The sequence below is a fragment of the Asaia sp. HumB genome, from assembly GCF_030263835.1.
Lineage (GTDB): Bacteria > Pseudomonadota > Alphaproteobacteria > Acetobacterales > Acetobacteraceae > Asaia > Asaia bogorensis.
The window spans coordinates 2294702-2318438 of record NZ_JARPML010000002.1; the positions used below are offsets into that span (position 1 = coordinate 2294702).

Here is a 23737-nt window from a genome sequence, read left to right on the forward strand (position 1 = left end):
CTCTACCTCCTCTGTGTTTGTTGCTAACGCGGGCGCGGCCGGTCTTCCGGCCCGCTCCGTGAAATGGGATTTCGGCGCATGAACGAACTCATGAAGATCCTTGGTCAGACGGGCCAGACCCAGTCTTTCGACCAGATCAAAATCCAGCTCGCTTCATCCGAGCAGATCCGCTCCTGGTCTTACGGCGAGATCAAGAAGCCGGAGACCATCAACTACCGTACGTTCAAGCCCGAGCGCGACGGCCTGTTCTGTGCGCGTATCTTTGGCCCGATCAAGGACTATGAGTGCCTGTGCGGCAAGTACAAGCGCATGAAGTTCCGCGGCATCGTATGCGAAAAGTGCGGCGTGGAAGTCACGCTCGCCAAGGTTCGCCGCGAGCGTATGGGCCATATCGAACTGGCATCGCCGGTTGCGCATATCTGGTTCCTGAAGTCGCTGCCGAGCCGCATCGCGACGATGATCGACATCACGCTGAAGGACCTCGAAAAGGTTCTGTATTTCGAGAGCTATATCGTTCTCGAATCCGGCACGAGCCCGTTCAAGCGCTATTCGCTGCTGTCGGAAGACCAGTATTTCGACGCGATGGACGACTATGCTGATGAAGGCCTGGAAGTCGGTATCGGCGCCGAAGCGGTCAAGAAGATCCTGTGGAAGGCGCGTCTGCTTTCCACCGAAACCGATCGCCCGGGCCTGATCGACCGTGACGGTCGTGATCAGGACAAGTCTGACGGCGATCTCCTGCGTGAAGACCTGCGTGAAGCCACGTCGGAAGCCAAGCGCAAGAAGCTCGTCAAGCGTCTGAAGCTGTTCGAAGCCTTCGCCGAGAGCGGTTCACGCCCGGAATGGATGATTCTCGACCTCGTCCCGGTCATTCCGCCCGAGTTGCGCCCGCTTGTGCCGCTGGACGGCGGTCGTTTCGCGACGTCCGATCTGAACGATCTCTATCGCCGCGTGATCAACCGTAACAACCGACTCAAGCGCCTGATCGAGCTGCGTGCACCGGACATCATCGTCCGCAACGAAAAGCGCATGCTTCAGGAAGCCGTTGACGCGCTGTTCGATAACGGCCGTCGTGGTCGCGCCATCACGGGTGCCAACAAGCGCCCGCTGAAGTCGCTTTCCGACATGCTGAAAGGCAAGCAGGGCCGCTTCCGTCAGAACCTTCTCGGCAAGCGCGTTGACTATTCGGGCCGTTCGGTCATCGTGGTCGGACCCGAGCTGAAGCTGCATCAGTGCGGCCTGCCGAAGAAGATGGCGCTCGAGCTGTTCAAGCCCTTCATCTACAGCAAGCTCGAAAAATACGGTCACGCCACCACCATCAAGGCTGCAAAGCGCATGGTGGAGAAGGAGCGTCCGGAGGTCTGGGACATCCTTGAAGAGGTCATCCGCGAGCATCCCGTGATGCTGAACCGCGCCCCGACCCTTCACCGTCTCGGCATCCAGGCTTTCGAGCCCGTGCTGATCGAAGGCAAGGCGATCCAGCTGCACCCGCTGGTCTGTACTGCGTTCAACGCCGACTTCGACGGCGACCAGATGGCTGTTCACGTGCCGCTGTCGCTCGAAGCCCAGCTTGAAGCCCGCGTGCTGATGATGTCGACCAACAACATCCTCAGCCCTGCGAACGGCAAGCCGATCATCGTGCCGTCGCAGGACATCGTGCTTGGCCTGTACTATCTGAGCCTCGAGGTTCCCGAGTATCACACGACGCCGGATCAGGCCGAGTATGATGCACAAGGGCGTCTCGTTAAGGCTGGTCCGTCTGCCTATGCATCGGTGGCCGAGATCGAGCTCGCCATGAACGAGGGCACGCTCAAGCTGCACGACAAGATCCGTCTGCGCATGGATACGCTGGATGCCGACGGCAAGCCCGTTCGTCAGACCATGCTGACCACGCCGGGCCGTGCGCTGATCGCGCAGATCCTGCCGCGCAATGCCGCCATCCCGTTCTCGCTGGTCAACAAGCAGCTGACCAAGAAGAACGTGTCGGACGTGATTGACGCCGTGTACCGTCACTGCGGCCAGAAGGAAGCGGTCATTTTCTGTGACCGTCTCATGGGCCTCGGTTTCCGCCACGCCGCGCGCGCCGGTATCTCCTTCGGCAAGGATGACATGATCATCCCGGTTGAGAAGCAGGAGCTGGTCGAGCGTACGCAGGCCGAGATCAAGGAATTCGAGCAGCAGTATCAGGACGGTCTGATCACGGCTGGCGAGCGCTATAACAAGGTGGTTGATGCCTGGTCGCGTTGCACGGACGAAGTCCAGGCAGCGATGATGAAGGAAATTTCCCGCCAGGTTATCGGCAAGCCGACGAACTCGGTCTGGATGATGAGCCACTCCGGTGCGCGTGGGTCGCCAGCCCAGATGAAGCAGCTTGCCGGTATGCGTGGTCTGATGGCCAAGCCGTCGGGCGAGATCATCGAGCAGCCGATCATCGCGAACTTCAAGGAAGGCCTTTCGGTTCTCGATTACTTCACCTCCACCCACGGTGCCCGTAAGGGTCTCGCGGATACGGCTCTGAAGACGGCGAACTCCGGTTACCTCACGCGTCGCCTTGTCGACGTGGCGCAGGATTGCATCATCGTCGAGAACGATTGCGGCACCGAGCGTGGTCTGACGATCCGTGCGGTCATGGATAGCGGTGAGGTGATCTCCTCGCTTTCCGAGCGTATCCTGGGTCGTACTCTCACGGCTGACGTCACCGATCCGGTGAGCGGTGCGGTTCTCTTCCCGCGCAACACGCTGATCGAGGAAGCCGAGGCAGAGATCATCGAGAAGGCAGGCGTTGAAAGCGTCCTGATCCGCTCGGTGCTCACCTGTGACAGCCGTGTTGGTGTGTGTGGTCACTGCTATGGCCGCGACCTTGCACGCGGTACGCCGGTCAATATCGGTGAGGCCGTGGGCGTTATCGCTGCACAGTCCATCGGTGAGCCCGGCACGCAGCTGACGATGCGCACCTTCCATATCGGTGGTGCGGCTACGCGTGGTGCAGAGCAGTCGATGGTCGAGGCGTCGCGTGACGGCAAGGTGACCATCCGCAACCGCAACGTGGTCCAGAACAGCCAGAACGTCACCATCGTGATGTCGCGCAACTGCGAAATCCTGCTGACGGACGAGAAGGGTGTCGAGCGCGCACGTTACCGCGTGCCTTATGGTGCCCGCCTAATGGTCAATGAGGGCCAGGAAGTCACGCGCGGTCTGAAAATGGCCGAGTGGGACCCCTACACCCTGCCGATCATCACCGAGCAGGCCGGTACGGTCGAATATCTCGACCTGATCGACTCCATCACGCTCGTCGAACGTATGGACGAAGTGACGGGCCTGACCTCCAAGGTGGTCGTTGACTACAAGCAGGGCAGCAAGGGTGTGGACCTGCGTCCGCGCCTGCAGCTCAAGGATGCGGCGGGCAATGTGGTCCGACTCGCGAACGGCAACGAGGCACGGTACTTCCTGTCGCCCGACTCGCTGCTGTCGATCGAGAATGGCGCCACGGTCCATGCCGGTGACGTGCTGGCCCGTATCCCGCGTGAAGGTTCGAAGACCCGTGACATTACGGGTGGTCTGCCGCGCGTGGCCGAACTGTTTGAAGCCCGTCGCCCGAAGGATCACGCGATCATCGCGGAAACCGAAGGCCGGATCGAGATCGGCAAGGACTATAAGTCCAAGCGCTGCATCATCGTGAAGAACGACGAGACCGGGGAAGAGACCAACTACCTCATTCCCAAGGGCAAGCATGTGTCGGTGCAGGAAGGCGACTTCGTGCAGAAGGGCGATCCGCTGGTCGACGGTCCGCGCGTGCCGCATGACATTCTCAAGGTCATGGGCGTCGAGGCACTGTCCGATTATCTCGTCAACGAGATCCAGGACGTCTATCGACTGCAGGGCGTGAAGATCAATGACAAGCACATCGAAGTCATTGTTCGTCAGATGCTGCAGAAGGTGGAAATCCTCGAGCCGGGCGATACGACGTATCTGATCGGCGAGACAGTGGACCGCATCGAGTTCGAGGTCGAGAACGAGAAGCGCGTCAAGATGGGTGAGGAGCCTGCGCGCGGCATGCCCATCCTGCAGGGCATCACGAAGGCCTCTTTGCAGACACAGTCGTTCATCTCTGCGGCTTCCTTCCAGGAGACCACACGTGTGCTGACCGAAGCGGCAACAGCCGGCAAGGTCGACACACTGAACGGCCTGAAGGAGAACGTGATTGTCGGGCGTCTGATCCCCGCAGGTACGGGCAGCGTGATGAACAAGCTGCGCGCTATGGCGGCCTCTCAGGATCGTCAGCGTGTCAGCCGGGCAACTCCCGAGGTAACGGACGACGCAGCGGAGTAAGACCCCGCTGTAGCCTGGGAAAAACTAGTTTACGTTTGAGATCGGGCGGGGTAATACCCGCCCGATTTCGTATCCGGCGATTCGAGACGGGAATCGGACGAGAATCGGGCAGAACGCTAGAGTATGCTTGACTTTCATTCAGAACGGTCATAGGGTCCGCGCCCTCGGCTACCCCCGTCTCCTAAGGCGTCTGAGCCGTTGATAGACAGCATCAAACGCTAACGGTGCCGCCGCCTTCGGGTGAGGCTCAGGCCGGTAGTGAAAGAGTCAAAAGCGGGCGGCATTCTGCCGCGCGCTGAATTTTGTTGGAAGCAAGCAGATCGGGCGTCGCTCGGTCTAGCAGTGAGCAAGGATCGGGAAGGGCGTATGCCGACCATCAACCAGTTGATCGCCAAGGGCCGTGAGCCTGCCGCCAAGCGGAATAAAGTGCCGGCCCTCCAGGGTTGCCCCCAGAAGCGCGGCGTCTGCACGCGCGTCTATACGGTTACCCCGAAAAAGCCGAACTCGGCCCTGCGTAAGGTGGCAAAGGTGCGCCTGACCAACGGGTATGAGGTCGTTAGCTACATTCCGGGTGAAGGCCATAACCTGCAGGAACACAGCGTCGTGCTGATCCGCGGCGGCCGTGTAAAAGATTTGCCGGGTGTGCGTTATCACATCCTGCGCGGCGTGCTTGACACGCAGGGCATCGCCAAGCGTCGTCAGCGCCGTTCGCTGTATGGCGCGAAGCGTCCGAAGTAAGAGGAAATTCAGGCATGAGTCGCCGTCATCGCGCTGTAAAGCGTGAGATCCTTCCCGATCCGAAATTCGGAGATGTCGTCATCACGCGTTTTATGAACGCCCTGATGTACGATGGTAAGAAGTCCACAGCCGAGGGTATCGTTTACGGTGCGCTTGAGTCCGTGCGTCGTCGTGGTGGTGCCACGGCCGACCCGGTCGCCATGTTTCATGCGGCTCTGGACAACGTGAAGCCGGCCGTAGAGGTTCGCTCCCGCCGCGTCGGCGGTGCGACCTATCAGGTCCCCGTCGAAGTCCGTGCCGAGCGCCGTCAGGCCCTCGCCATCCGCTGGCTGATCGACGCCTCGCGCAAGCGCGGTGAGAACACGATGCAGGAACGCCTTTCCAACGAGCTGATGGACGCGATCAACAATCGCGGCTCCGCCGTCAAGAAGCGCGAAGACACGCATCGCATGGCTGAAGCAAATAAAGCATTCAGCCACTATCGTTGGTAAGCTTAAAAGGCTAACCGATTTTCCCGGGTGCCTCCTTCGGGGGTGCCTGGTACGAATTAGCAATCTTCCCCGCCGCACCTTCGGCGGTGGGTTATGGAGAGAATGATGGCTAAGGCTAAATTTGAGCGGACGAAGCCGCACTGCAACATCGGCACCATCGGTCACGTTGACCATGGCAAGACTTCACTGACGGCTGCAATCACGAAGACGCTCGCCAAGTCCGGCGGCGCGACCTTCCGTGCGTATGACCAGATCGACGCTGCTCCTGAAGAGCGCGCTCGCGGCATTACGATCTCCACCGCTCACGTTGAGTACGAGACCAAGAACCGTCACTACGCCCACGTCGACTGCCCGGGCCATGCTGACTACGTCAAGAACATGATCACGGGTGCCGCCCAGATGGACGGCGCGATTCTGGTTGTGTCCGCTGCTGACGGCCCGATGCCCCAGACGCGTGAGCACATCCTGCTTGCTCGCCAGGTTGGCGTTCCGGCGCTGGTCGTGTTCCTGAACAAGGTTGACCAGGTTGACGACGCCGAGCTCCTCGAGCTCGTCGAAATGGAAGTCCGTGAGCTTCTGTCGTCCTACCAGTTCCCCGGCGACGATATCCCCATCGTCAAGGGTTCGGCTCTGGTGACGCTTGAAGACGGCGACGCAGCAATCGGTGAAGACCGCGTGCTCGAGCTGATGGAAGCCGTTGACACCTACATCCCGCAGCCGGAGCGTCCGGTTGACCGTCCGTTCCTGATGCCGATCGAAGACGTGTTCTCGATCTCGGGTCGTGGTACGGTTGTCACGGGTCGCGTCGAGCGTGGCGTTGTGAACGTGGGTGACGAAGTCGAAATCGTCGGCCTCAAGGACACCGTCAAGACGACCGTTACGGGCGTCGAGATGTTCCGCAAGCTGCTCGATCGCGGTGAAGCCGGTGACAACATCGGTGCGCTGGTTCGTGGCACGAAGCGTGAAGACGTTGAGCGCGGTCAGGTTCTTGCAAAGCCGGGTTCGATCACCCCGCACAAGAAGTTCAAGGCTGAGGCTTACATCCTCACGAAGGAAGAAGGCGGACGTCACACTCCGTTCTTTACAAACTACCGTCCGCAGTTCTATTTCCGCACGACCGACGTCACGGGCGTCGTTCAGCTGCCGGAAGGCACGGAAATGGTCATGCCGGGCGATAACGTTGCCATGGACGTCGAGCTGATTGCTCCGATCGCCATGGACGAAGGTCTCCGCTTCGCTATCCGTGAAGGCGGCCGCACCGTCGGCGCAGGCGTGGTCTCCTCGATCAGCGCCTGATTGTAAGCACGGGCCCTGATTTGGCTGGCCCCGGTCGGAGTAATCCGGCCGGGGTCGGCTTTAGGAGGGGCCAGGAGGGAGCAGGGTAAGACCCGAACCCCAACGAGTTGGATTATTGGTAAGATGGACAACCAGAACATCCGCATTCGCCTAAAGGCGTACGATCACCGCGTGCTCGACAACAGCACGAAGGAAATCGTAAACACGGCGAAGCGTACGGGTGCGCGGGTTCGGGGTCCTATCCCGCTACCGACGCATATCGAGCGGTTCACCGTGAACCGTTCCCCACATGTGGACAAGAAAAGCCGCGAGCAGTTCGAGATTCGGACTCATCGCCGCCTGCTCGACATTGTTGAGCCGACACCGCAGACCGTGGACGCCCTCATGAAGCTCGACCTCGCCGCTGGCGTTGATGTCGAGATCAAACTTTAAGGTCCAGACGATGCGTACCGGATTGATCGCAAAAAAGCTGGGTATGACCCGGCTGTTCAAGGAAGATGGCACACATGTGCCGGTCACAGTGCTGCATCTCGACGAGGTCGAGGTTGTGGACGCCCGCACGCAGGAGCGTGATGGCTACACGGCAGTGCAGATCGGCATGAGCAAGGCAAAGGTGAAGAACGTCACCAAGCCCATGCGTGGCCATTATGCTCGCACCAAGGTGGAGCCGAAGAAGAATCTTGTCGAGTTTCGCGTGGCAGAAGATGCCGTGCTTGAGGCTGGCACGAAGCTCTCTGCGGCCCATTTCGTCGTTGGCCAGAAGGTCGACGTCACCGGCACCAGCAAGGGCAAAGGCTTCGCCGGCGTCATGAAGCGCTGGAACTTCGCTGGTCTTGAAGCCTCCCACGGCGTGTCCATCAGCCATCGTTCGCATGGTTCGACGGGTCAGCGCCAGGATCCGGGCAAGGTCTTCAAGGGCAAGAAAATGGCCGGTCACATGGGTGACGAGCGCATCACAACGCTTAATCTCGAAGTGGCAGCCGTCGACGCCGAACGCAACCTGATCATGGTTCGTGGTTCGATTCCGGGTGCCAAGAATGGCCTGGTGATGATCCGCGATGCGATCAAGAAGGCCCGCCATGCAGATGCGCCGTACCCGGCAGCGACTGCGGCGGCCGCCGGTTAAGGACTGAGGGCGATGGAATACGATATCAAAACCCTCGATAATGGCAGCGCCGGAACGGTGACCCTGCCAGAGGAACTGTTCGGCGCGACCCCGCGCGCGGACATCATGGCACGCGTTGTTCACTGGCAGCTGGCCAAGCGCCGCGCCGGTACGCACCGCACCAAGGGCATGGGCGAGATTTCTGGCACGACCAAGAAGCCGTACCGCCAGAAGGGCACAGGCTCGGCACGTCAGGGCTCGCTGCGCGCACCGCAGTTCCGCACTGGTGGCGTTGTTCATGGTCCGGTCGTTCGCGACCACGGCTATGACCTGCCCAAGAAGGTGCGTCGCCTCGGCCTGATTTCTGCGCTGTCGCAGAAGGCTGCCGCTGGCAAGCTGATCGTCATCGACCAGGCTGCTGGTGTGACCAAGACCCGTGAAGCCGCTGCAAAGCTGGCTGCCCTCGGCTGGTCCTCCGCTCTGATCGTCGACGGTGCCGTTGATGTGGCTTTCGGTCGCGCTGTGCGCAACCTGCCCAAGATCGACGTGCTGCCCACGATCGGCGCCAACGTCTATGACATTCTGAACCACGATGTTCTCGTGCTGACGCGCGCAGGGCTCGAGGGTCTCAAGGAGCGCCTGGCATGACCACGGGCATCGTTCTTGCGCGCCGCACAAAGGCGCAGCGCATGACGCGTGAAGCGATGTTTGACATCGTTCGCGCGCCGCTCATCACCGAGAAGGCGACGGCCCTCTCCGAGCGTAACCAGGTTGTTTTCCGCGTGGCGATGACCGCCGCGAAGCCGGAAATCAAGGTTGCGGTCGAGACGCTTTTCGGCGTCAAGGTCGTCTCCGTGAACACGCTGGTGCAGAAGGGCAAGACCAAGATGGTCAAGGGCCGTCCTGGTCGCCGTTCGGACATCAAGAAGGCGTATGTTCAGCTTGCGGAAGGTCAGTCCATTGACCTCACCGCGAAGCTGGGCTGACGCGGGATAGGATACCATGGCACTCAAGCACTTTAATCCCACGACGCCGAGCACACGTGGCACGGTACTGATCGACCGCAGCGAGCTCTTCAAGGGCAAGCCGGTCAAGCAGCTGACCGAAGGCAAGAACAAGACGGGCGGCCGTAACAACCACGGCCGTACCACGTCGCGTTTCCGTGGCGGCGGGCACAAGCAGTCCTACCGCTATGTCGACTTCAAGCGTCGCAAGTTCGATGTGGCCGGTACGGTCGAGCGTCTGGAATATGACCCGAACCGCACCGCCTTCATCGCGCTAATCAAGTACGAAGACGGCGAGCTGGCATACATCCTGGCACCGCAGCGCGTTAAGGTTGGCGATCAGGTTATCGCTGGCGAACGCACCGACGTGAAGCCGGGCAATGCCATGCCGCTGGGTTCGATGCCTGTCGGTACGATCGTGCACAACATCGAGCTGAAGCCTGGTGCTGGCGGCAAGATCGCCCGTTCGGCTGGCACGTATTGCCAGCTGGTCGGCAAGGATGCTGGCTACGCCCAGATCAAGCTGCAGTCCGGTGAGCTCCGTCTCGTCCGTGGCGAATGCATGGCCACGGTTGGCGCGGTGTCGAACCCCGACAACATGAACCAGCATCTCGGCAAGGCCGGTCGTAACCGTTGGCTCGGCCGTCGTCCGCATAACCGTGGCGTCGTCATGAACCCGGTCGACCATCCGCATGGTGGTGGTGAAGGTCGTACCTCTGGTGGCCGTCATCCGGTTACGCCGTGGGGCAAGCCGACCAAGGGCTACAAGACTCGTGTTAACAAGAAGACGGACAGCCTGATCATCCGTCGCCGCAAGACCGGCAAGTAAGAAGGGGGCAAACAGAGATGGCACGTTCCGTCTGGAAGGGCCCGTTCGTTGACGGGTACTTGTTCGGCAAGGCTGAAGCGTCGCGCGCTTCGGGTCGTAATGAGGTGATCAAGATCTGGTCGCGTCGTTCCACCATCCTGCCGCAGTTCGTCGGACTCACGTTCGGCGTTTATAATGGCCACAAGTTCCTGCCGGTGCAGGTGACGGAAAACATGGTCGGGCACAAGTTCGGTGAGTTCTCGCCGACACGCACGTTCCCCGGTCATGCTTCCGACAAGAAGTCGAAGCGGGGCTGATCATGAGCAAGCCGAAGCACATTCGCACACTCGCTGATACGGAAGCGCAGGCTGTTGCCCGCAACATCCGCGTCAGCCCGCGCAAGCTGAACCTGGTTGCGGCGATGATCCGCAACCAGCCGGCTGACAAGGCAATCGCAGCGCTGACATTCTCGCGTCGCCGTATCGCTCAGCAGGTTCGCAAGACCCTTGAGAGCGCCGTGGCCAATGCAGAGAACAATCATCAGCTCGATGTCGATCAGCTCGTGGTCAAGACCGCAGAAGTTGGCAAATCGATCGTCATGAAGCGTTTCCACGCTCGTGGCCGTGGTCGTTCCTCGCGCATCGAGAAGTTCTTCAGCCACCTGAAGATCGTCGTTGCCGAGCGCGCTGCAGACGAAGCGCCTGCGCCGAAGGGCAAGGGCAAGGACGCAGCAGAGCAGAAGGCAGCCTGATATGGGACACAAAGTCAATCCGATCGGGCTCCGGCTCGGCGTAAACCGCACCTGGGATAGCCGCTGGTACGCCGGCAATGACTATTCCCGTCTGCTGCATGAAGACCTGATGCTGCGCGCTTACCTGCGTCGCAAGCTTTCGGGTGCAGGCGTTTCCCGCGTTGTGATCGAGCGCCCGGCCAAGAAGCCGCGCGTCACGATCTATGCAGCGCGTCCGGGCGTCGTCATCGGCAAGAAGGGTCAGGACATCGACGCTCTGCGCAAGGATCTGAGCCGCCTGGCAAAGAGCGACGTTGCGCTGAACATCGTCGAGATCCGCAAGCCCGAAATCGACGCAACCCTGGTTGCCGAGAACATTGCACAGCAGCTGGAGCGCCGCGTGGCGTTCCGTCGTGCGATGAAGCGTGCGGTTCAGTCTGCCATGCGTCTTGGCGCGCAGGGTATCCGAATCAACTGCTCCGGCCGTCTCGGTGGTGCGGAAATCGCTCGTATCGAGTGGTATCGCGAAGGTCGCGTGCCACTTCACACGTTGCGCGCCGACATCGATTACGGTATCGCCACTGCCAAGACGACCTATGGTACGTGCGGTGTGAAAGTCTGGATCTTCAAGGGTGAAATCCTTGCCCATGATCCGATGGCTCAGGACCGTCGTGCAGCGGAACAAGCGCCGCAGCGCTGAGCAGTAGATTATGACAAGCGCCGCGAGGCGCATGAGGATACGACACCATGCTTTCCCCGAAGCGGACTAAGTTTCGCAAGGCCCACAAGGGCCGCATTCATGGGTTGGCCAAGGGCGGAACGACGTTGAATTTCGGCGCGTTCGGCCTTAAGGCTCTTGAACCCGAACGTATCACCGCACGCCAGATCGAGGCGTCGCGTCGTGCGATCACTCGTGCGATGAAGCGTGCCGGTCGCGTGTGGATCCGGATTTTCCCGGATCTACCGGTTTCCACGAAGCCTGCCGAAGTCCGAATGGGCTCCGGCAAGGGCTCGCCCGAGTTCTGGGTGGCTCGCGTGAAGCCCGGCCGCGTGCTGTTTGAAATCGAAGGCGTGCCGCCTGAAGTGGCACGTGAGGCCCTGGCTCTTGGCGCAGCGAAGCTGCCGATCAAGACCAAGTTCATCACCCGTATCGGGGAGGCATAAGAATGGCTGACGCTTACAAGGTAGCCGATCTTCGCGCCAAATCCCCTGATGAACTGCAGGCCCTTCTTCTGGACCTGAAGCGTGAGCAGCTGAACCTCCGGTTCCAGGCTGCCACGGGCCAGTCAGAGGGAGTCGGACGCGTTCGCGTTCTCCGTCGTGCGATTGCTCGCATCAAGACGGTGGCGCATCAATCGAAGAACAAGGCGGGCGCAAAAACGTCCGCCGCAGAGTCCTGAGAGGAGACGGACGATGCCAAGGCGCGTCCTGACAGGGCGAGTGACGAGCGACAAGATGGACAAGACGGTTACCGTTCTTGTTGATCGTCGTATCATGCACCCGCTCTATAAGAAGTTCATTCGTCGTTCCAAGAAGTACGCGGCGCATGACGAGCTGAACGAGTGCAAGATCGGAGACACGGTGCGCATCGAAGAATGCGCTCCGATTTCCAAGCGCAAGACCTGGACGGTGATTACCCGCAACGGTGCGGCCCTTGAGGCAGCAGCTGCGGCACCGGCTCAGGCGTCAGCGTAAGAGGGGACTGAGAAATGATCCATCCCGAGACCAATCTGGACGTCGCCGATAATTCCGGCGCACGTCAGGTGCAGTGCATCAAGGTGCTGGGCGGCTCCAAGCGGAAAACCGCCTCGGTCGGCGACGTGATCGTCGTGTCCGTCAAGGAAGCGATTCCCCGCGGCAAGGTGAAGAAGGGTGACGTGCATCAGGCCGTCATCGTTCGCACGTCCTACCCCGTTCGTCGTGCTGACGGCAGCGCCATCCGCTTCGACAAGAATGCGGCTGTGCTGATCAACAAGTCGATGGAACCGATCGGCACGCGTATCTTTGGCCCGGTGGTTCGTGAGCTGCGTGCGCGCAAGTTCATGAAGATCATCTCCCTGGCTCCGGAGGTGCTATAATGGCTGCTCGTATCAAGAAGGGTGACCAGGTTCTGGTCCTCTCCGGCTCGTCGCGCGGCACGCGTGGCGAAGTCCTGGCCGTCCTGCCGAAGGTCGAAAAGGCCATCGTGCGTGGCGTTGCCGTGGCTAAGCGTCACCAGAAGCCGACCCGCATGAACCAGGAAGGCGGTATCATCGCCAAGGAAATGCCGGTTCATCTGTCCAACCTGAAGCTCGTTGATCCGAAGAGCGGCAAGCCGACTCGCGTCGGTTTCCGCCAGCTTGAGGATGGACGCAAGGTCCGTGTCGCCAAGGTGACCGGCGAAGTGATCGAAGGCTAAGGGGGCGACAATGAGCGAGACCATTACCCGCATCCAGCCGCGCCTGCAGCAGCGTTACAACGACGTTCTCCGTGACAAGCTGCGTGAGCAGTTTGGCTACAAGAACGCCATGCAGGTTCCCAAGCTGGAAAAGATCGTGCTGAACATGGGCGTGGGCGAAGCCGCCGGCGACCAGAAGAAGCTCGATGCCGCCGTTGCCGAAATGGCAGCCATCTCCGGTCAGAAGCCCGTCAAGACGGTTGCTCGCAAGGCAATTGCAGGGTTCAAGATCCGTGAAGGCCTGCCGATCGGCTGTAAGGTGACCCTGCGTCGCGCACGCATGTACGAATTCCTCGATCGTCTCGTGACGATCGCGATGCCGCGCATTCGTGACTTCCGCGGTCTGCCCCCCAACAAGGGCTTTGACGGTCGTGGCAACTTCGCCATGGGCATCAAGGAGCAGATCGTGTTCCCGGAAATCGACTACGATAAGATCGACTCCGTACGCGGCATGGACATCATCTTCGTCACCACGGCGAAGAGCGATGAAGAGGCAAAAGCGCTGCTCAAGGCGTTCGATCTGCCCTTCACTGCCTGATTTATCGGGTTGAGCCGGGTTTTTTCCTTTTCAAAGGAAGCCCGGCTCCCTATATACACACGCTGTTTGGAAAACCGTTGGGATTGGCCCGACAGGTTCCGGGAGAAGATTTAGCATGGCAAAAATCTCCGCCGTGAACCGCAACGCCAAGCGCGCCTACATGGCGACGCGCGATAAGGCGAAGCGGACCGCGTTGAAAGATATCATCAAGGACCGGAGCCTTCCGGTAGAGGAGCGTTTCGACGCAACCCTGAAGCTGGCAGAAATGCCGCGCAACGGGTCGCGCGTTCGTTTCCGTCTGCGCTGCAAGGTTTCGGGACGTCCCCGCGCGAACTATCGCAAGTTCGAGCTGAGCCGTATCGCCCTGCGCGACCTGGCCTCCACCGGCCAGATCCCCGGTATGGTCAAGTCGAGCTGGTAAGGTAGAAGCGAATGTCCCTGTCCGATCCGTTGGGTGATATGCTCACCCGCATTCGCAATGCCCAGCGTGCACGTCACGCGGCTTGCATCGCGCCGGCTTCCAAGCTGCGTGCGAACGTTCTGGAAGCGCTGCGTCGCGAAGGTTACATCCGTGGCTACACCACGGAAGAACTGCGCGCCGGCGTCTCCCAGCTGCGCATCGAGCTGAAATATGCAGACGGCCAGCCCGTGATCAAGGAAATCCACCGCGTGTCCAAGCCGGGCCGTCGCGTGTATTCCAAGATCAAGGAACTGCCGCGCGTGTATGCCGGTCTCGGCGTGTCGATCCTGTCCACCCCGCGCGGTATCCTTTCGGATATCGAGGCTCGCGCCGCGAATGTCGGTGGCGAAGTCCTCTGCCGCGTCTTCTGAGGAGGATCACATGTCACGAGTAGGCAAGTATCCGGTCGTCATCCCTGTTGGCGTGGACGTTTCCATTGCTGATGGGTCCCTGACTGCCAAGGGCAAGCGCGGTTCGCTAAGCATGCCTCTGACCCGCTTCGTTCAGGCGAAGGTGGAAGACGGCAAGGTTTCGATCCTTCCGGTGGGTAACCGTTCGCGTGAGACCTGGACGATGTGGGGCACAACCCGCGCAATCGTCGCCAACCTGGTCAAGGGCGTTTCCGAAGGTTTCAGCAAGACGCTCGAAATCACCGGTACGGGTTTCCGCGCCAGCGTGCAGGGTTCGAACCTGGTGATGAACCTGGGTTATTCCCACGACGTCGTCTATCCGATCCCCGCCGACGTGAAGATCACCACGCCTCGTCCCACGGCCATCACGGTCGAAGGGAACGACAAGCAGCGTGTTGGTCAGGTTGCGCTCGACATCCGTAACTTCCGCAAGCCGGAACCCTATAAGGGCAAGGGCGTGCGTTACGAGACCGAAGTTCTCCGTCGTAAGGAAGGCAAGAAGAAATAATGGCTACGCAGCATGGATTGCAGGAACGTCGCCGTCAGCGGCTTCGCTTCCAGCTTCGCCGCAAGAGCGGTGGCCGGCCGCGTCTGTCGGTCTTCCGTTCTGGCAAGAACATCTACGCACAGGTGATCGACGACGCCCAGGGCGTTACCCTCGCCAGCGCTTCCACCCTCGAGAAGACTCTTCGCGAGTCCGGCAAGACGGGTGCAAATGTCGATGCGGCTTCGGTTGTCGGCAAGCTGGTTGCAGAGCGCGCTCTGGCCGCTGGCGTGACGGCGGTCGTGTTCGATCGCGGTGCGTATCTCTATCATGGTCGCGTCAAGGCGCTGGCCGAAGCTGCCCGCGAGGGCGGCCTTTCGTTCTAAGGAAGGATCACACATGGCACGTGAGCCAAGAGAAGGCGGCCGTGGTGGTCGCGAGCGGGAACGCGAAGGCGACGATCTGGTCGACAAGCTGGTAACGATCAACCGCGTGGCCAAGGTGGTCAAGGGTGGACGTCGCTTCGCTTTTGCTGCCCTGGTTGTCGTTGGTGACCAGAAGGGTCGCGTCGGGTACGGTGCGGGCAAGGCCCGTGAAGTGCCGGAAGCAATCCGCAAGGCCACCGAGCGCGCCAAGCGCACGATGATCCGCGTTCCGATGAAGGAAGGCCGCACACTGCATCACGATTCCTACGGGCATTTCGGTGCTGGCAAGGTCGTGGTTCGTGCAGCTGAAGCCGGTACCGGCATCATCGCAGGCGGCCCGATGCGCGCCGTTTTCGAATCGCTGGGCGTGAATGACGTTGTTGCGAAGTCCCTCGGGACCCGTAACCCGCATAACATGGTCAAGGCGACCTTCGCCGCTCTCGAGCGTTGCAGCAGCCCCCGCGCTGTCGCAAGCCGCCGTGGCAAGAAGGCCTCTGAGCTGTTTGCAAAGCGTGATGCATCGTCTGACGAGGCAGTGGAGGCGACCAATGGCTGAGAACAAGACTGTTCGCGTCAAGCAGATCGCTTCGGCTATCGGGCGCAAGCCCGGCCAGGCTGAGACCCTCGTGGGTCTGGGCCTGCGCGGCATCGGCAGTGTTCGTGAACTGGAGGATACGCCTTCGGTTCGCGGCATGATCCGCAAGGTTGCCCACCTCATCCAGGTGGAGGGTTGATATGAACCTTAATGAACTGCGCGATAACGCCGGTGCGCGTTACCGCAAGAAGCGTCTGGGCCGTGGTATCGGCTCGGGCAAAGGCAAGACCTCCGGTCGTGGCGTCAAGGGTCAGAAGGCCCGTGAAGGCGTCTCGCTGAACGGCTTCGAGGGTGGTCAGCTTCCGCTGTATCGTCGTATGCCGAAGCGCGGGTTCAAGAACATCTTCCGCAAGGAATTTGCTCCTGTGAACCTGGGCGCGATCGACCGTGCACTGGCTGATGGCAAGCTTCAGGCAGACGCGACGATCACGGAAGAGGCTTTGCGCGCCGCTGGTCTGGTGGGCACTGGCAAGTATGCCGGTATCCGCCTGCTGGCAAAGGGCGAGCTGACCCGCGCCGTGACCGTTGAAGTTTCCGGCGCTTCGGCAACCGCGATTGCGGCTGTCGAGAAGGCTGGTGGCTCTGTCAAGGTTGCCGCCAAGGCTGAAGCTCCGGCAGAAGCCTGATCGCCCGAAACGCTCATCGCGCACCTTTTCGTGCGCGACGAACGACGGTAATCCTGAACAGCGTCCCGCGCCTGCGGCGACGCTGTTTTTGTTGAAAGGACCGGTGGATGGCCTCCGCAGCCGAGCAGCTTGCCGCCAATCTCAATCTGAGTTCGTTCTCCAAGGCGACCGAGCTCAAAAAGCGCATCTGGTTCACCCTGGGCGCGCTCATCATCTATCGTCTGGGAACCTACATCCCGGTTCCCGGCGTCGATGCGACCGTGATGGGTCAGCTCCTGAACCAGAATCAGGGCGGCATCATCGGCATGTTCGATATGTTCACCGGTGGTGCGCTTGGGCGTATGACTGTGTTCGCCCTGAACATCATGCCTTACATCAGCGCATCGATCATCGTGCAGTTGCTTTCAACGGCGCTGCCTTCGCTTGAGGCACTCAAGAAAGAGGGTGATCAGGGCCGTAAGAAGCTCAACGCCTACACGCGTTACCTGACTGTGCTGATCGCCCTGTTCCAGGCTTATGGCATCGCCATGGGGCTTGAGCACATGACCAGCAAGACCGGTGCTCTGGCTGTCGTGGCGCCCGGCCCGTTCTTCATCCTGTCCTGCGTGGTGACCCTTGTGGGCGGAACCATGTTCCTGATGTGGCTGGGTGAGCAGATCACGTCGCGTGGTGTGGGTAACGGCATCTCGCTGATCATCTTTGCTGGCATCGTGGCTAACCTGCCTCACGCGCTCGCCAGCTTGTTCCAGCTTGGCTACACGGGCGCTCTCTCGCCGTTCTTCGTATTGCTGTTCCTGGTCCTCGCAGGGGCGACCATTGCGTTCATCGTGTTCATGGAGCAGGCGCAGCGCCGGGTGGTGATTCAGTATCCCAAGCGCCAGGTCGGCAGCCGCATGTTTGGTGGCGATTCGTCGCATATGCCGCTCAAGGTCAATACGGCTGGCGTCATTCCACCCATCTTCGCTTCCTCCGTCCTGCTGATTCCTGTGACGATTGCGGGCTTCATGAACGGCAAGGGGCTTCCGGGCTGGCTCAACACGCTAGGTCAGGAACTGGGGCAGGGGCAGCCGCTCTACATGCTGTTCTATGCAGCAATGATCCTGTTCTTCTCGTATTTCTATGCTGCGGTGACCTTCAACCCTGAAGAGACTGCCGAGAATCTGCGTAAGCAGGGTGGCTTCGTGCCGGGTATTCGACCCGGCTCGAACACGGCGCGTTATTTCGACCGTATCCTCTCACGCCTGACGACCATCGGTGCGCTCTACCTCGTTGCGGTCTGCTTGCTGCCTCAGATTCTGATCAGCCGCTACAACGTGCCTTTCTACTTCGGTGGAACGAGTCTGATCATTATCGTGTCGGTCACGATCGACACCATGACGCAGGTACAGTCGCATCTGGTGGCTCATCGCTATCAGGGCCTTATTCGCAAGCAGCGTGGTCGTGGGAACGGCAAGGCTGAGGCTGGCAGGGGAGTGCGCCGTCGATGAACATCATCCTTCTTGGCCCGCCTGGCGCGGGCAAGGGAACGCAGGCCCAGCGTCTCGAGCAGGAATACGGCCTGAAGCAGATCTCGACGGGCGATATGCTGCGCGCCGAGATGGCCGCAGGAACGCCGTTGGGTCTCAATGTGAAGTCGATCGTCGAGTCCGGACAGTTTGTGCCGGACCCGGTGATGATCGACCTGATCAAAAGTCGCACCCTGCAGGCCGATTGCGCGAACGGGTTCATCCTCGATGGATTCCCGCGCACCGAGAGCCAGGCAGAGGCGCTGGACGCGATGCTGGCCTCGCGCGACATGAAAATCGATGCGGTGCTGCTGCTCGAAGTCGATGCCGAGCAGATCGTGGCCCGGCTGGCTGAGCGACGTGCGCCGGATGGCTCACGACGTGCCGATGATGAACCTGACACGGTCCGTCGTCGTATACAGGTCTATCGTGACCAGACGGCGCCTATTCTGCCCTATTATGAGAATGCGGGGCGTCTGCGTCGCATTGATGGTATGCAGAATGTCGAGACGGTGCATCAGGCTATCGTCGCGGCTCTTGGGCTTACAAAATAAGTCGGATAGGGTCGATCACGCAAAAGTGAACGGTTTTATTTGACTCAAGGGGGGTGCTCGATATATTGCGCGCCCTCGACACAGGTGCTGTCAGTCGCGTTAATCGTCGCCCGTGAGGCGTTCGATTCTTTGGCGGATTGAACAGTTTCGATTGAACTGGCCCATGACATGGGTCGAAGCAGAAAGAGAGCCTGACCTTCCGGTCAGGCAGGGAGTGAGTGGCGTGGCGCGTATTGCCGGCGTAAATATTCCGACGAACAAGCGGGTAGTCATTGCCCTGAGCTACATCTACGGCATTGGTCCGTCGACGGCGAAGGCAATCTGCTCGAAGCTCGAAGTACCTGAAGCGAAGCGCGTCAACGAGCTGAGCGACGATGAGATCGTGAAGATCCGCGAACTGATTGATGGCGATTACCGCGTCGAGGGTGACCTCCGCCGCGAAACCGCGATGAACATCAAGCGTCTGATGGACCTTGGTTGCTATCGTGGTCTGCGTCACCGTCGTGGTCTGCCGGTGCGCGGCCAGCGTACGCACACGAATGCCCGTACCCGTAAGGGTAAGGCCGTGGCGATTGCCGGTAAGAAGAAAGCGACGCGCTAATTCGCGCATCTTAGGCGGATCGTGGCGAGTGGCGGCCTTCAGGCTGTCCTCTGCCCTTCGCTCATTGCCAAGTTTGACAGGACGACCTCATCATGGCCAAGGCCGCAACTCCGCGTATCCGTAAGAAGGAGCGCAAGAACATCATCTCCGGTGTCGCGCACGTTCTTTCGACGTTCAACAACACCATGATCACCATTTCCGACGCCCAGGGCAACTCGATTGCATGGTCTTCGGCTGGCGCGCAGGGCTTCAAGGGCTCGCGTAAGTCCACGCCGTATGCCGCACAGGTTGCCGCCGAAGACGCAGGCCGCAAGGCACGCGACCACGGCATGGAGACGCTGGAAATCGAAGTTTCGGGTCCGGGTTCGGGCCGTGAGAGCGCCCTGCGTGCCCTTCAGGCCGTCGGGTTCTCCATCACGTCGATCCGCGACATGACCCCGGTGCCGCATAACGGCTGCCGTCCGCGCAAGCGTCGTCGCGTCTGATTGGCTCCGGCCCCTTCGGGGGCCGGTTGTCTGTCACCACCCGTCCGTAGGTGGTTTCTCTCTCGGGGGAGGCCACCGGCACGTTCTGACCGCGCTCCGGCGCGGTTGATGTTCCGTTGGTCCCCAGCGGGACAAGTTGTTTGAAAGGCCACGACATTGGTCCTCCAGAAGAACTGGCAGTCCCTTATCAAGCCGGAAAAGCTGGAAGTCGCGCCCGGCTCCGTGCCCACGCAGACAGCCACGGTGATTGCCGAGCCGCTGGAGCGTGGTTTTGGCATGACGCTCGGCAACGCGATCCGTCGCGTGCTGCTCTCCTCGCTGCAGGGCGCTGCCGTCACCGCGATCCAGATCGACGGCGTGCTGCATGAGTTCTCGTCCGTGCCGGGCGTCCGTGAGGACGTGACGGACATCGTGCTGAACATCAAGCAGCTTGCCCTGCGCATGCATGGCGAAGGCCCCAAGCGCATGGTGCTGACGGCTACGGGCCCCGGCGAGGTGCGTGCAGGCCAGATCCAGGCCGGTCATGACATCGAAATCATGAACCCCGACCTGGTCATCTGCACGCTCGATGACGGCGTGAAGCTGGGCATGGAATTCACCGTGAACATGGGCAAGGGCTATGTTCCGGCCGCTGCCAACCGTCCGGAAGACGCGCCGATCGGGCTCATCCCCATCGATGCGATCTACTCCCCGGTGCGCAAGGTGTCGTACAAGGTTGAGCCGACCCGCGTGGGTCAGGTCACCGACTATGACAAGCTGCTGCTCACGGTCGAGACGAATGGCGCGGTTACCCCGGAAGACAGCCTGGCTCTGGCCGCCCGCATCCTGCAGGACCAGCTCCAGCTCTTCATCAACTTTGACGAGCCGCGTCCGGTGCGTCAGGAAGAGCCGCGTGACGATCTGCCGTTCAACCGCAACCTGCTTCGCAAGGTTGATGAGCTCGAGCTGTCGGTGCGTAGCGCCAACTGCCTGAAGAACGACAACATCGTCTATATCGGCGATCTGGTTCAGAAGTCTGAGCAGGAAATGCTGCGTACGCCGAATTTCGGTCGTAAGTCGCTGAATGAAATCAAGGAAGTCCTGACTTCCATGGGTCTGTCGCTGGGCATGAATGTTCCGGCCTGGCCTCCCGAGAACATTGAGGATCTGGCAAAGCGTCTCGACGAGACGTTCTGAGCCTTATCCGGTAGAAAGCAGAGTAAGGAAACCCTATCATGCGTCATGGTGTTGCTGGGCGTAAGCTCAACGTAACCTCGACCCACCGCGCAGCCATGTTCCGCAACATGGCCGTGGCTATCATCAAGCACGAGCAGATCACGACGACGCTGCCCAAGGCGAAGGAAATTCGCCCGATCGTCGAGAAGCTGATCACCCTCGGCAAGCGTGGCACGCTGCACGCTCGTCGTCAGGCTTTCGCACAGCTGCGCGACGAAACCATCGTCACCAAGCTGTTCTCGACCATTGCAGAGCGCTATCAGGGCCGCTCGGGTGGTTACACCCGCGTCCTGAAGGCCGGCGTCCGCTACGGCGACAACGCTGACATGGCCGTTGTCGAGATGGTCGACCGTGACGCTGATGCCAAGGGCAAGGATAGCGGCCCGGTGTTCAACCAGTCCGGTGAAGAGCCGATGGCTGCCTGATCCCGAAGGATCGGAACGCCAATGGAGAGGCCGGGCAGGAAACTGCCCGGCCTTTTTCATTTGGACTTACAAAATTCTGTCCAATCGTTTAAACAATCCTCCAATACGCAAACACATCAATCCTACCTTTCAAAGCAGGATTTTTGATCAGTTTCGATACCGATCCTTCCTATCATGGGGTCGGGGGGCCAGTTTCGATATTCTGCATGGATATCCGGACGTTTTCCTGCGTTGGCGGGATCTGGCTTTTTCAACGGTCCGAGCACTCTCGTAGGACCAGTCACCGCGCATCCCATGCCGATCCGGGCAATGAGGCCCGGTACGCTCGCGCTGCGTGTAGATACAGGAGAGCTTCTTTGTCTGAGGCAAGCACCACCCAGAGACGCGGGATCGCAGAGATCCTCGGTATTCCACGCCCTCTCTTTTTCGGCTTCGTCGGTCTACTTTTGTTCATGATCGGTGACGGTGTCGAGGCGGGATACCTTGATACATTCATGCTCCATAACGGGCACACCCAGGGCGACGTGAATCTTCTCTTCACGACCTATGGTATCACGGTCATGATTTCGGCCTGGTTTTCCGGGCCGCTGTCGGACCTCTACGGCCCAAAGCGTGTGATGTGGATTGGATTGATCCTTTGGTCCGTGCTTGAGGTTGGGCTTCTTGCTCTGGGTCTTGGCCCGAACAACTTCACAATGACGCTCCTCTTCTACACGCTGCGCGGCTTCGCCTATCCGCTCTTCGCCTACGGGTTCCTCGTCTGGATCGCGGCTGCGACACCGGCTACGATGCTGGGCTCGGCGGCTGGCTGGTTCTGGTTCTCCTTCTCCGCCGGTCTGCCCACACTAGGTTCGCAGTTCGCCCGTTATGCCATCCCCGCAATTGGCGAGTTGGCAACGTTCTGGTGCTCGCTTGGTCTCGTAATCCTTGGCGGTCTGGTGGCGTTGCTCTTTACCCATGAACCAACCGGGAAGAAGCGTCTGCTGCCCGATCATGTGAGCACACGCGACATTTTCTTCGGGTCGATCAGCATCATGTGGCGCGAGCCCAAGACACTGATCGCCGGTATCGTGCGCACCATCGACACGTCGTCGGAATACGCGTTCCTCGCGATCATGCCGGCGTTCTTCATCGATCACCTTGGTTTTACACAGGGCCAGTGGTTGAACCTGTTGTCGCTGATCTTCCTCAGCAACATCCTGTTCAATCTCGTCTCGGGTATGCTGGCCGATGCGCTTGGACACCGCTTCATCGTCTCGGTGTTCGGTGGTATCGGTGGCTTCGTTTCGATCCCGCTCTTCTATTATATCCCGGTCTGGTATCCCGGTAACTTCGCGGCTGCTGCGGCTGTTGGCATTTTCTACGGCGCGACCGTCGCTGCCTTCGTTCCGCTCTCCGGCCTGATGCCGCAGATTTGCCCCAAGGAGAAGGCGGCTGCGCTTTCGATCCTTGGTTTGGGTGCCGGTGCGAGCACCTGGGTTGGCCCGGCCATTGCCGGCATCTGCGAGAGTGTGTTCGGTTTTGGCATGGAAGGGATCATCTGGGCCTTTGCCCTGATCTATCTGGCAGCCGCCGGTATGACGATCACGCTCCGTATCTCGGATGAGGCGCGTCGTTATACGCAGGAAGCGCTCGCCCGTGGTGAGAACATGACGGCCGTCGGACACTAAGGGTTCAATTCCTCCTGTACCGACATGGCGAGGCGCCGTTGACATCTGTCGACGGCGCCTTTTCTTTGTCTGGATGACTGACCCTGTCTCTTCACCGCCGTCAGGATGGGAAAGCTTCGATCGCTTTTCCTTCGGCGACAGTCCGGCTCTTGCCGATGAACTTCTTGGCCTCGTTATCCGCGGGATCAAGACCGGTACATGCTGGGCCGCCTGCGACGGGCAGCAAACCCATATCGGGAAGTTGAGCGTCGTCTGTGACGGCAGGGACCAGCCCCGTGTCATCACCCGCACGGTGGCTCTCGAGAAACGACGCTATTGTGACGTGGATGAAGTTTTTGCGGCCAAGGAAGGCGAGGGCGACCGGAGCCTCGCCTATTGGCGGGGCGAGCATGAGCGTTATTTCCGTCGTCTAAACCAATTCAGCGAGACGATGGAGCTATGGTGCGAGGAATTTGCTGTCGTGTTTGTGTTTCCTCACACGCACTGACCGGGCGTCTGTCACCAGTACGGCGTCAGGGTGAACTTTCGTTGCGACTTCGCGTTGACCCCGGACAGAACTAAAAAGGGTTTCGCTATGCTAAAGCTCGCCATCTTCTTCCTGATCATCTCCCTGATTGCAGGGCTCTTCGGATTCACCGGTATCTCGGCAGCTTCGGCGGGGATCGCGAAAATCCTGTTCTTCCTCTTCATCGCCCTGTTTGTGCTTTTCCTGGTCATTGCCGTCTTTGTCGGCAAGGCCGTGACTTGAGCCTATCAGTGATCCCACAGCAAAAAGGGGAGAGCCGAGAGGCTCTCCCCTTTCTTAT

Annotated in this window: 34 protein-coding genes; all 34 read left to right on the forward strand. The window is 60.2% G+C overall.

Annotation, left to right across the window (positions count from 1 at the left end; translation table 11 throughout):
* The first annotated feature begins 78 nt into the window (after positions 1-78).
* Positions 79-4329, forward strand: a complete 4251-nt coding sequence (rpoC, locus tag P5689_RS11405) for a DNA-directed RNA polymerase subunit beta' (RefSeq protein WP_023979008.1) — start codon at positions 79-81, stop codon at positions 4327-4329.
* Positions 4330-4695: 366 nt separating this feature from the next.
* Entirely contained in the window at positions 4696-5067 is a 372-nt protein-coding gene (gene rpsL, locus P5689_RS11410) for a 30S ribosomal protein S12 (protein ID WP_023979007.1), read from the forward strand.
* Positions 5068-5081: 14 nt separating this feature from the next.
* Complete coding sequence (rpsG, locus tag P5689_RS11415; protein ID WP_023979006.1) at positions 5082-5558, forward strand: 30S ribosomal protein S7; 477 nt, start codon at positions 5082-5084, stop codon at positions 5556-5558.
* A 105-nt stretch (positions 5559-5663) separates the two neighbouring features.
* On the forward strand, positions 5664-6854 hold the full coding sequence (gene tuf / locus P5689_RS11420) for an elongation factor Tu (protein ID WP_023979005.1): 1191 nt from the start codon (positions 5664-5666) through the stop codon (positions 6852-6854).
* Between the two features lie 123 nt (positions 6855-6977).
* Complete coding sequence (gene rpsJ / locus P5689_RS11425; protein WP_007282720.1) at positions 6978-7286, forward strand: 30S ribosomal protein S10; 309 nt, start codon at positions 6978-6980, stop codon at positions 7284-7286.
* A 10-nt stretch (positions 7287-7296) separates the two neighbouring features.
* Positions 7297-7980 carry a 50S ribosomal protein L3 gene (gene rplC, locus P5689_RS11430; RefSeq protein WP_285533258.1) on the forward strand — a complete coding sequence of 228 codons (684 nt, stop codon included), beginning with the start codon at positions 7297-7299 and terminating at the stop codon, positions 7978-7980.
* Between the two features lie 12 nt (positions 7981-7992).
* On the forward strand, positions 7993-8607 hold the full coding sequence (rplD, locus tag P5689_RS11435; RefSeq protein WP_023979003.1) for a 50S ribosomal protein L4: 615 nt from the start codon (positions 7993-7995) through the stop codon (positions 8605-8607).
* 41 nt (positions 8608-8648) lie between these two features.
* Positions 8649-8945 carry a 50S ribosomal protein L23 gene (locus tag P5689_RS11440; protein WP_171840724.1) on the forward strand — a complete coding sequence of 99 codons (297 nt, stop codon included), beginning with the start codon at positions 8649-8651 and terminating at the stop codon, positions 8943-8945.
* Positions 8946-8961: 16 nt separating this feature from the next.
* Positions 8962-9792: a 50S ribosomal protein L2 gene (rplB, locus tag P5689_RS11445; protein ID WP_023979001.1), complete on the forward strand. Its 831-nt coding sequence runs from the start codon at positions 8962-8964 to the stop codon at positions 9790-9792.
* Between the two features lie 17 nt (positions 9793-9809).
* Positions 9810-10088, forward strand: a complete 279-nt coding sequence (gene rpsS / locus P5689_RS11450) for a 30S ribosomal protein S19 (RefSeq protein ID WP_023979000.1) — start codon at positions 9810-9812, stop codon at positions 10086-10088.
* Positions 10089-10090: 2 nt separating this feature from the next.
* Positions 10091-10522 (forward strand): 50S ribosomal protein L22, encoded by a 432-nt coding sequence (rplV, locus tag P5689_RS11455; protein ID WP_023978999.1) that lies wholly within the window; start codon positions 10091-10093, stop codon positions 10520-10522.
* A gap of 1 nt (position 10523) precedes the next feature.
* Positions 10524-11201, forward strand: coding sequence for a 30S ribosomal protein S3 (gene rpsC, locus P5689_RS11460; RefSeq protein ID WP_285533259.1), 678 nt, complete (start codon positions 10524-10526; stop codon positions 11199-11201).
* Positions 11202-11248: 47 nt separating this feature from the next.
* The gene (gene rplP / locus P5689_RS11465; protein ID WP_023978997.1) at positions 11249-11665 is read left to right on the forward strand and encodes a 50S ribosomal protein L16; all 417 of its coding nucleotides are present in this window, start codon (positions 11249-11251) and stop codon (positions 11663-11665) included.
* 2 nt (positions 11666-11667) lie between these two features.
* Positions 11668-11901 carry a 50S ribosomal protein L29 gene (rpmC, locus tag P5689_RS11470; protein ID WP_023978996.1) on the forward strand — a complete coding sequence of 78 codons (234 nt, stop codon included), beginning with the start codon at positions 11668-11670 and terminating at the stop codon, positions 11899-11901.
* A 13-nt stretch (positions 11902-11914) separates the two neighbouring features.
* On the forward strand, positions 11915-12196 hold the full coding sequence (gene rpsQ, locus P5689_RS11475) for a 30S ribosomal protein S17 (protein WP_023978995.1): 282 nt from the start codon (positions 11915-11917) through the stop codon (positions 12194-12196).
* A 14-nt stretch (positions 12197-12210) separates the two neighbouring features.
* A complete protein-coding gene (gene rplN, locus P5689_RS11480; RefSeq protein WP_023978994.1) occupies positions 12211-12579 on the forward strand; it encodes a 50S ribosomal protein L14 in 369 nt (122 codons plus the stop codon).
* A complete protein-coding gene (gene rplX, locus P5689_RS11485) occupies positions 12579-12899 on the forward strand; it encodes a 50S ribosomal protein L24 (protein ID WP_025840917.1) in 321 nt (106 codons plus the stop codon). Before rplN ends, rplX begins: the two co-directional genes overlap by 1 nt.
* Before the next feature lie 10 nt (positions 12900-12909).
* Positions 12910-13476, forward strand: a complete 567-nt coding sequence (gene rplE / locus P5689_RS11490; protein ID WP_023978992.1) for a 50S ribosomal protein L5 — start codon at positions 12910-12912, stop codon at positions 13474-13476.
* Positions 13477-13591: 115 nt separating this feature from the next.
* On the forward strand, positions 13592-13897 hold the full coding sequence (gene rpsN / locus P5689_RS11495) for a 30S ribosomal protein S14 (protein WP_023978991.1): 306 nt from the start codon (positions 13592-13594) through the stop codon (positions 13895-13897).
* 11 nt (positions 13898-13908) lie between these two features.
* Entirely contained in the window at positions 13909-14307 is a 399-nt protein-coding gene (rpsH, locus tag P5689_RS11500; RefSeq protein WP_023978990.1) for a 30S ribosomal protein S8, read from the forward strand.
* Positions 14308-14317: 10 nt separating this feature from the next.
* Positions 14318-14854: a 50S ribosomal protein L6 gene (gene rplF / locus P5689_RS11505; RefSeq protein ID WP_285533260.1), complete on the forward strand. Its 537-nt coding sequence runs from the start codon at positions 14318-14320 to the stop codon at positions 14852-14854.
* A complete protein-coding gene (gene rplR / locus P5689_RS11510) occupies positions 14854-15216 on the forward strand; it encodes a 50S ribosomal protein L18 (RefSeq protein ID WP_023978988.1) in 363 nt (120 codons plus the stop codon). Before rplF ends, rplR begins: the two co-directional genes overlap by 1 nt.
* Before the next feature lie 13 nt (positions 15217-15229).
* Complete coding sequence (rpsE, locus tag P5689_RS11515; RefSeq protein ID WP_023978987.1) at positions 15230-15811, forward strand: 30S ribosomal protein S5; 582 nt, start codon at positions 15230-15232, stop codon at positions 15809-15811.
* A complete protein-coding gene (gene rpmD / locus P5689_RS11520; RefSeq protein ID WP_023978986.1) occupies positions 15804-15989 on the forward strand; it encodes a 50S ribosomal protein L30 in 186 nt (61 codons plus the stop codon). Before rpsE ends, rpmD begins: the two co-directional genes overlap by 8 nt.
* 1 nt (position 15990) lies before the next feature.
* Positions 15991-16476: a 50S ribosomal protein L15 gene (gene rplO / locus P5689_RS11525; protein WP_023978985.1), complete on the forward strand. Its 486-nt coding sequence runs from the start codon at positions 15991-15993 to the stop codon at positions 16474-16476.
* Positions 16477-16583: 107 nt separating this feature from the next.
* Positions 16584-17963 (forward strand): preprotein translocase subunit SecY, encoded by a 1380-nt coding sequence (secY, locus tag P5689_RS11530; protein ID WP_023978984.1) that lies wholly within the window; start codon positions 16584-16586, stop codon positions 17961-17963.
* Complete coding sequence (locus P5689_RS11535) at positions 17960-18535, forward strand: adenylate kinase (RefSeq protein ID WP_023978983.1); 576 nt, start codon at positions 17960-17962, stop codon at positions 18533-18535. The genes secY and P5689_RS11535 overlap by 4 nt, the downstream gene beginning before the upstream one ends.
* A 223-nt stretch (positions 18536-18758) precedes the next feature.
* A complete protein-coding gene (rpsM, locus tag P5689_RS11540) occupies positions 18759-19136 on the forward strand; it encodes a 30S ribosomal protein S13 (RefSeq protein ID WP_023978982.1) in 378 nt (125 codons plus the stop codon).
* A 92-nt stretch (positions 19137-19228) separates the two neighbouring features.
* Positions 19229-19621, forward strand: a complete 393-nt coding sequence (rpsK, locus tag P5689_RS11545) for a 30S ribosomal protein S11 (RefSeq protein WP_023978981.1) — start codon at positions 19229-19231, stop codon at positions 19619-19621.
* Positions 19622-19777: 156 nt separating this feature from the next.
* Positions 19778-20797 (forward strand): DNA-directed RNA polymerase subunit alpha, encoded by a 1020-nt coding sequence (locus P5689_RS11550; protein WP_023978980.1) that lies wholly within the window; start codon positions 19778-19780, stop codon positions 20795-20797.
* A 38-nt stretch (positions 20798-20835) separates the two neighbouring features.
* Entirely contained in the window at positions 20836-21261 is a 426-nt protein-coding gene (gene rplQ, locus P5689_RS11555) for a 50S ribosomal protein L17 (RefSeq protein WP_023978979.1), read from the forward strand.
* A gap of 356 nt (positions 21262-21617) precedes the next feature.
* A complete protein-coding gene (locus tag P5689_RS11560) occupies positions 21618-22931 on the forward strand; it encodes an MFS transporter (protein WP_023978978.1) in 1314 nt (437 codons plus the stop codon).
* A gap of 73 nt (positions 22932-23004) precedes the next feature.
* Positions 23005-23418, forward strand: coding sequence for an ASCH domain-containing protein (locus P5689_RS11565; protein WP_023978977.1), 414 nt, complete (start codon positions 23005-23007; stop codon positions 23416-23418).
* An 87-nt stretch (positions 23419-23505) separates the two neighbouring features.
* Positions 23506-23679 carry a DUF1328 domain-containing protein gene (locus P5689_RS11570; RefSeq protein WP_023978976.1) on the forward strand — a complete coding sequence of 58 codons (174 nt, stop codon included), beginning with the start codon at positions 23506-23508 and terminating at the stop codon, positions 23677-23679.
* The last annotated feature ends 58 nt before the right edge of the window (positions 23680-23737 follow it).

What these genes read in the sequence shown, in the direction of transcription:
- rpoC (WP_023979008.1), top strand. Translation starts at nt 79, where the DNA reads ATGAACGAACTCATGAAGATCCTTGGTCAGACGGGCCAGACCCAGTCT.
- rpsL (WP_023979007.1), top strand. Translation starts at nt 4,696, where the DNA reads ATGCCGACCATCAACCAGTTGATCGCCAAGGGCCGTGAGCCTGCCGCC.
- rpsG (WP_023979006.1), top strand. Translation starts at nt 5,082, where the DNA reads ATGAGTCGCCGTCATCGCGCTGTAAAGCGTGAGATCCTTCCCGATCCG.
- tuf (WP_023979005.1), top strand. Translation starts at nt 5,664, where the DNA reads ATGGCTAAGGCTAAATTTGAGCGGACGAAGCCGCACTGCAACATCGGC.
- rpsJ (WP_007282720.1), top strand. Translation starts at nt 6,978, where the DNA reads ATGGACAACCAGAACATCCGCATTCGCCTAAAGGCGTACGATCACCGC.
- rplC (WP_285533258.1), top strand. Translation starts at nt 7,297, where the DNA reads ATGCGTACCGGATTGATCGCAAAAAAGCTGGGTATGACCCGGCTGTTC.
- rplD (WP_023979003.1), top strand. Translation starts at nt 7,993, where the DNA reads ATGGAATACGATATCAAAACCCTCGATAATGGCAGCGCCGGAACGGTG.
- P5689_RS11440 (WP_171840724.1), top strand. Translation starts at nt 8,649, where the DNA reads ATGACGCGTGAAGCGATGTTTGACATCGTTCGCGCGCCGCTCATCACC.
- rplB (WP_023979001.1), top strand. Translation starts at nt 8,962, where the DNA reads ATGGCACTCAAGCACTTTAATCCCACGACGCCGAGCACACGTGGCACG.
- rpsS (WP_023979000.1), top strand. Translation starts at nt 9,810, where the DNA reads ATGGCACGTTCCGTCTGGAAGGGCCCGTTCGTTGACGGGTACTTGTTC.
- rplV (WP_023978999.1), top strand. Translation starts at nt 10,091, where the DNA reads ATGAGCAAGCCGAAGCACATTCGCACACTCGCTGATACGGAAGCGCAG.
- rpsC (WP_285533259.1), top strand. Translation starts at nt 10,524, where the DNA reads ATGGGACACAAAGTCAATCCGATCGGGCTCCGGCTCGGCGTAAACCGC.
- rplP (WP_023978997.1), top strand. Translation starts at nt 11,249, where the DNA reads ATGCTTTCCCCGAAGCGGACTAAGTTTCGCAAGGCCCACAAGGGCCGC.
- rpmC (WP_023978996.1), top strand. Translation starts at nt 11,668, where the DNA reads ATGGCTGACGCTTACAAGGTAGCCGATCTTCGCGCCAAATCCCCTGAT.
- rpsQ (WP_023978995.1), top strand. Translation starts at nt 11,915, where the DNA reads ATGCCAAGGCGCGTCCTGACAGGGCGAGTGACGAGCGACAAGATGGAC.
- rplN (WP_023978994.1), top strand. Translation starts at nt 12,211, where the DNA reads ATGATCCATCCCGAGACCAATCTGGACGTCGCCGATAATTCCGGCGCA.
- rplX (WP_025840917.1), top strand. Translation starts at nt 12,579, where the DNA reads ATGGCTGCTCGTATCAAGAAGGGTGACCAGGTTCTGGTCCTCTCCGGC.
- rplE (WP_023978992.1), top strand. Translation starts at nt 12,910, where the DNA reads ATGAGCGAGACCATTACCCGCATCCAGCCGCGCCTGCAGCAGCGTTAC.
- rpsN (WP_023978991.1), top strand. Translation starts at nt 13,592, where the DNA reads ATGGCAAAAATCTCCGCCGTGAACCGCAACGCCAAGCGCGCCTACATG.
- rpsH (WP_023978990.1), top strand. Translation starts at nt 13,909, where the DNA reads ATGTCCCTGTCCGATCCGTTGGGTGATATGCTCACCCGCATTCGCAAT.
- rplF (WP_285533260.1), top strand. Translation starts at nt 14,318, where the DNA reads ATGTCACGAGTAGGCAAGTATCCGGTCGTCATCCCTGTTGGCGTGGAC.
- rplR (WP_023978988.1), top strand. Translation starts at nt 14,854, where the DNA reads ATGGCTACGCAGCATGGATTGCAGGAACGTCGCCGTCAGCGGCTTCGC.
- rpsE (WP_023978987.1), top strand. Translation starts at nt 15,230, where the DNA reads ATGGCACGTGAGCCAAGAGAAGGCGGCCGTGGTGGTCGCGAGCGGGAA.
- rpmD (WP_023978986.1), top strand. Translation starts at nt 15,804, where the DNA reads ATGGCTGAGAACAAGACTGTTCGCGTCAAGCAGATCGCTTCGGCTATC.
- rplO (WP_023978985.1), top strand. Translation starts at nt 15,991, where the DNA reads ATGAACCTTAATGAACTGCGCGATAACGCCGGTGCGCGTTACCGCAAG.
- secY (WP_023978984.1), top strand. Translation starts at nt 16,584, where the DNA reads ATGGCCTCCGCAGCCGAGCAGCTTGCCGCCAATCTCAATCTGAGTTCG.
- P5689_RS11535 (WP_023978983.1), top strand. Translation starts at nt 17,960, where the DNA reads ATGAACATCATCCTTCTTGGCCCGCCTGGCGCGGGCAAGGGAACGCAG.
- rpsK (WP_023978981.1), top strand. Translation starts at nt 19,229, where the DNA reads ATGGCCAAGGCCGCAACTCCGCGTATCCGTAAGAAGGAGCGCAAGAAC.
- rplQ (WP_023978979.1), top strand. Translation starts at nt 20,836, where the DNA reads ATGCGTCATGGTGTTGCTGGGCGTAAGCTCAACGTAACCTCGACCCAC.
- P5689_RS11565 (WP_023978977.1), top strand. Translation starts at nt 23,005, where the DNA reads ATGACTGACCCTGTCTCTTCACCGCCGTCAGGATGGGAAAGCTTCGAT.
- P5689_RS11570 (WP_023978976.1), top strand. Translation starts at nt 23,506, where the DNA reads ATGCTAAAGCTCGCCATCTTCTTCCTGATCATCTCCCTGATTGCAGGG.